This is a genomic window from Streptomyces lonarensis (assembly GCF_012033735.1).
GTDB classification, from domain to species: Bacteria; Actinomycetota; Actinomycetes; order Streptomycetales; family Streptomycetaceae; genus Streptomyces; species Streptomyces lonarensis.
In genome coordinates this window covers 1-5,265 of sequence record NZ_JAAVJD010000297.1, presented here as the reverse complement: position 1 = coordinate 5,265, position 5,265 = coordinate 1, and the positions used below count along the sequence as shown (strand labels likewise).

Sequence of the window (5,265 nt, the reverse complement as noted above, 5' to 3'; positions counted from 1 at the left end):
ACGCCGTCTGGACGGCGCCGGGGCGGGTCAACCTGATCGGGGAACACACCGACTACAACGGCGGGTTGGTCCTGCCGGTCGCGCTGCCGCACCGCACCGCCGTCTCCGCCAGGACGACCACGGACCCGCCGAACCCGCCGCCGGTCATGCGGGCGCCGAGTGCGCCCGCGGCGACCGCCGCCGCCACCACGACGTCCACCTCGGGGCACGAGACGGCGAAGTCGTCGCGGAGCGAGGCGTGGCCGGAGGTCAGCAGCGGGCCCACCCCCCGGACGCCGCCCGCCCGCAGCAGGCGGGCGACCCGCCGCACCCGGGTGTTCTCCGACATCACGTGGCGGACCAGCGGCCGGAGGTCGGCGGGGAGCGCGGCGAGCACGCTCTCCGGTGCGCCGGTCCGCTGCTCCGCCTCCCGCAGGTCGGCGGCGCCGAGCAGCCGGGCGGCTTCCTCGCAGCCGGCGCGGCGGCGCGCGTAGGCGCCGTCGGCGAGGCGGTGCCGGACCCGGGTGTCGACGACGAGCAGTGAGCACCCGGCGGCGCCGGCGTCGAACGGGATGTGGTCCTGGCTGCCGTCACGGGTGTCGAGCAGCAGCGCGTGGTCGGCGCGGCAGCAGGCGACGGCGAGCTGGTCCATGACGCCGCAGGGCACGCCGGCGTACCGGTGCTCCGCGAGGCGGCCGGTCTCGGCGAGCATGCGGGGGTCGGCGTCGATCCCCGCGAGGTCGGCGAGGGCGCCGGCGGTGGCGACCTCCAGGGCGGCCGAGGACGACAGCCCCGCCCCGGCGGGGACGTCGGAGACGACCGCCAGCGAGACCCCGGGGAGGTCGGCGCCCGAGGCGCGGAGCTCCGCCAGCACCCCGGCGGGGTAGGCGGCCCAGCCGTCCGGGGTGCCCGGCCGCAGGTCGGCGACGGGCAGCGTCACCGGAGCGGTGGAGCGGGCGGCGGAGTGGAGGACGACCAGGCCGTCGTCGCGGGGTGCGGCGGCGACGGCGGTGCGGTGCGGCAGCGCGACCGGCAGGACCAACCCGCCGTTGTAGTCGGTGTGTTCCCCGATCAGGTTGACCCGCCCCGGCGCCGTCCAGACGGCGTCGGCGGGCGCGCCGTGGCAGCGCTCGAAGAACTGCCGGGCCGCTGCGGCGAGTTCGGTCGACGAGCGGGGGTCCGGTCCGGCTCCGGCCTCCGGGGGGCGGTGGCCGCGCGGCGCGGCCCCGTCGCCGGGGGGCGGCGCGTCGGCGGTGCCGCTCATCGGGCGGTCACCTCCCGCAGCCGTTCGGCCGCCGCCTCGGGGAGGACGTCGCTGACGAAGGCTCCCGCGCCCGACTCCGAACCGGCGAGGTACTTCAGCTTGCCCGCTCCGCGCCGCAGGGTCAGCAGCTCCAGCCGCAGCGCGAACTCGTCGCGGCCACAGATGGGTTCACCGGGGGCCGGCTCCCCGACGGGCGCCTGGTGCCAAGCGGCGATGTAGGGCGTCGGAGGCGCGTCGTCGCCGAAGAGCCGGTCGAAGCCGCGCAGCAGCCGGAGGTACAGCTCGGGGAACTCGGCGCGCTCGGCCGGATCGAGGGCGGTGAGGTCCGGTACGCGCCGCCGGGGGCGGAGCTGGACCTCGTACGGCCAGCGCGCCGCGTACGGCACGTGGGCGACCCAGTGGTCGGTGGCGGCCACGATCCGCCGGCCGTCGGCGAGTTCCTCGGCCAGCAGCGCGTCGGGCAGGTTCTCCCCGGTCTCGGCGCGGTGGCGGGCCAGCGCGGCGACCGTCCGGGAGGTGCGCGGCGGGAGGTAGGGGTAGGCGTAGATCTGGCCGTGCGGGTGGTGGAGGGTGACGCCGATCTCCACGCCGCGGTTCTCGAAGCAGTAGACCTGCCGGACGCCCGGCAGCCGGGAGAGTTCGGCGGTGCGGTCGGTCCACGCGTCGAGGACGAGCGCGACCCGGCCCGGCGGGAGGTCGGCGAACGACCGCTCGTGGTCGGCGGTGAAGCAGACCAGTTCGCACCGGCCGCGGCCGCCGCCGAAGGAGGGGAAGCGGTTCTCGAACACCGCCACCTGGTAGTCGCGTTCGGGGATCTCCTCGCTGCGCGCGTCGGTCGCGGGGCAGAGCGGGCAGCGGTCGGCGGGCGGCAGATGGGTCCGGTCCTGGCGGTGTGCCGCGTAGGCCACGGTCTCCCCCGCCAAGCGGTCCACCCGGAGTTCGGTGGTGGCGGAGGTCGGCGGCGGCGCGGGGCGGGGGTCCGGGCGCGGCACGCGGGGGGCTGCGCGCTCCGGCCCCGGCGGGTCGGCGTCGTAGTAGATCAGCTCCCGACCGTCCGAGAGCCGGGTGGACGTCCTGCGCATCCGAGCCTCCACACGTCGCGCGGGCCGTCCCCGCCGTGGGCGTGCCGTCGGCCCGTCCGGCGCCGTGCCTCCGCCGCTCCCCCGCGACCACGCAACCGAACAGAACCGAACATCTTCCGCCAGCATCCAACAGGGTGGGGGTGGGAGCGTCAACAACGCGACGACGGCGGGTCGATGGGGGGCGGTGAGCGGGCGCGGTGGGGTTGTGAACCCCGGTGGGCGGCTCAGTCGCCGGCGGCTCCTGGCCCGGGCGGGCGGGTGCGGCCCAGCTGCTCCAGCAGTCCGGTCCGCACGGCCACCGCCACCGCCTCCAGCCGGGTGGCCGTCCCCAACTTGGCGAGCAGCCGCTGGATGTGGGTGCGTGCGGTACTCGGGGCGACCCCGAGGCCGTCGGCGATCCGCCGGGTGTCGTCACCGTCCACGATCCGCAGCAGCACGTGCGCCTCGCGGGGCGTCAACTGGGCCGCGAGCCGCGCGCCTTCGGCGGCGGGAGCGGGCCCCGGTTCGAGCAGGGCGCCGAAGACCTCCCGCAGCAGTCCGGGCGCCACCGCCGCGTCGCCCGCGCGGGCCCGCGCCAACGCCCGCTCCACGCCGTCGATCCGCTCGTCGTGGCGCACATAGCCGCGCGCCCCGGCCGCGAACGCCGCGGCCACACCGCGCGGGCACGGCACGGGCCCCAGCACCACCACCGCCAGTTTGGGCGACTGAGCGACGAGCCGCGCCAGCGGCTCCAGCACCGAGGCGCCGTCGGGCTCGGCCGACCCGAGCAGGCACACCTCGGGCGACCGGCCGGTGGTGAGTTCGACGGCCCGCCCCACCGGGCTCCCGGCGGCGAGCACCCGGTGCCCGCGCATCCGCAGCGCGGAGGCCAGCGCCTCCGCGACCAGCCGCCGGTCGTCGGCGACCACCACCCGTAACGTCATCGCGCCTCCCGCGGCCCCGCTCCCGGTCTCGCCCGCCGGGGTGGGGGCCGCACGCCGCGTCGCGGGCGGCGCTCGGTCGGGCCTGAGGCGGCAGAGTACGGGCAACGCGACACCCCCGGTACCCGTCGAGGGGTACCGGGGGTGTCGGACGCCGATAGCTGTCTCACACCGGACGCACTCCGGCCGGAACAGCACCACCGCCGGCGGGCGGCTCGGCTCAGCCGTAGACCTGGAGCGAGGGTGTCTCGTAACGCTCCGCATACCTGGTGCTGGCCAGGACCAGCCGGTTGTCGTACCAGCGGGCCACCGCATCGGTCGCACTGGCGAAGGGCATGATCTCCCGGACGTTCTCTGCCTGGTCCAGCGGCAGCACCATGACGATGTCGCCGCTCTCGCTCTCCGGATCGATGGCGACGACGCGGCCGACCCCGGAGTAGCTCGGCACCTGGTAGGCGATCACCTTGTCGTCCTGTACGTCGATGGCGCGCAGCTCGGCGCGGTCGTCCTCCAGTGCTCCGACCTCCCACAGCGCGTTGCCGGTGGCGATCTCGACCGCGACGATCGTCGCGGGCCGGTCGGTGGTGGTCAGGTAGAGCAGGCCGTCGTGGACGACGGCCTCGTCGCAGACGAACGGAGCGCGGTAGCCGCAGCTGTCGACGTAGCGGTCACGGCTGAAGTCGAGCTGCGGGCCGAGGCCGCTGTAGTCGTCCTTGACCGCGAACATCGCGGGTTCACGGTCGGCTGCGCCGCCGCCGCCCGCCGGGCCGAGGGTGGCGCGAATCACCAGGGGGTCGACGGAGACGACGCTCTCGAGGATGAACTCCTGGTCGTCGTGCTGTGCCTCGTAGGACCAGCTCCACTGCTCCTCGCCGCTCTCGCTCCGCGCGACGACGGAACCGGGCACCCCGGTGTCGAAGGGGATGCGGCCGCACTGCTGGTGCTCGATGAAGAGGTCCTCGTGGACGCCGTAAGCGCGGACCTTGCAGTCCTCGCCGGCCTGGGGCTCCCACTGCGGCTCGCCGGTCTCGATCTCCCAGCCGTAGCCACCCGAGAAGGTCGCCACCGCGACGTAGTCACCGAGGATGGCGGGATGTCCGCTCACGGAGCTGCTGCCCAGTTCGATGGTGACCACGGACTCACCGTCGGCGAGGTCAAGAACGGTCAGCACCTCGCAGTTCTGGCCCTCCAGGATCGCCACCCGCCCCTCGGAGGCAGTGGCGGACGAGGCGCAGTTGCCGCGGTTGGTCGGGTAGGTCCAGGCGATCTCGCCGTCCTCGTTCCAGCTGATGACCTGCTGGTCGGCGACCCGGGTGATCGAGCCGTCCGCCTCCCACAGACCCGGGGAGAAGTTGTGGTGGTCCTCGGCGACGTCGGGCGCCTCCTCCTCGAACAGGAGGGAGGCATCTATGGGCTCGGTCGGCAGCGTGCCGCCGCCGGAGCCGTCGTCGCCCTCACCGTCCCCGCCCTCGTCACCGCCGGGGGCCGGGTTCTCGTCGTCGGCCGGGGCGGCGGTGGTGGAGTCGTCACGGGTGACGTTGTAGACGGTGAAGCCGCCCGCGACGAGCGCGGAGACGACGACGCCGACCATGAGCACCATCAGCGGGCCGCGGGAGCCGGAGAAGCTCCACTCCTTGCCGCCGCCTCCGGAGCCGCCGGAGCCGCCGTGGGACTTCTCGAAGGAGACCGGGGAACCGGGCGCGGTCGGCGCGCCGAAGCCCTGCGGTTCGGTGGTGTGGCCCGCCGGGCCGCCCGGGTAGCCGTAGCCGGCCGCCGCCTGCGGGTAGCCGTAGCCGGGGGTGGGCTGCTGCGGGTAGCCGTAGCCGGCCGGCTGCTGCGGGGTGCCGTAGCCGCCGGAGGGCGCGGGGGTGCCGTACCCGCCGGGCTGCGGGGTGCCGTAGCCGGCCGGGGGCTGACCGGGCTGCGCGGGGGTGCCGTAGCCGCCCGAGGGCGGGGGGGCGCCGTAGCCGCCCGAGGCGTCCTGCGGGCTGCTGAGGCTGCCCTGCGGCGGCTGGGGCGG

General features: G+C 75.8%; 3 protein-coding genes and 2 pseudogenes. 1 reads left to right on the top strand and 4 read right to left on the bottom strand.

From position 1 onward, the window contains the following. Positions 1-125: pseudogene (locus HCN56_RS26745) on the top strand (galactokinase family protein); the annotation flags it as partial. A 38-nt stretch (positions 126-163) separates the two neighbouring features. Here HCN56_RS26745 and HCN56_RS23165 read toward each other — a convergent pair. The 4 genes and pseudogenes from HCN56_RS23165 to HCN56_RS23150 form a co-directional block, all read right to left on the bottom strand. After that, positions 164-1,243: pseudogene (locus HCN56_RS23165) on the bottom strand (galactokinase); the annotation flags it as partial. Next, positions 1,240-2,325 carry a galactose-1-phosphate uridylyltransferase gene (galT, locus tag HCN56_RS23160; protein WP_167974238.1) on the bottom strand — a complete coding sequence of 362 codons (1,086 nt, stop codon included), beginning with the start codon at positions 2,323-2,325 and terminating at the stop codon, positions 1,240-1,242. The pseudogene HCN56_RS23165 and the gene galT, both read right to left, overlap by 4 nt. Before the next feature lie 224 nt (positions 2,326-2,549). Continuing rightward, positions 2,550-3,248: a response regulator transcription factor gene (locus HCN56_RS23155; RefSeq protein WP_167974236.1), complete on the bottom strand. Its 699-nt coding sequence runs from the start codon at positions 3,246-3,248 to the stop codon at positions 2,550-2,552. A 217-nt stretch (positions 3,249-3,465) separates the two neighbouring features. Then, positions 3,466-5,265 (bottom strand): proline-rich domain-containing protein (locus tag HCN56_RS23150; RefSeq protein WP_167974234.1); only part of this gene is annotated, 1,800 nt, incomplete at its 5' end.

Coding starts and splice junctions, on each gene's coding strand:
- galT (WP_167974238.1), bottom strand. CDS start 2,325: ATGCGCAGGACGTCCACCCGGCTCTCGGACGGTCGGGAGCTGATCTAC.
- HCN56_RS23155 (WP_167974236.1), bottom strand. CDS start 3,248: ATGACGTTACGGGTGGTGGTCGCCGACGACCGGCGGCTGGTCGCGGAG.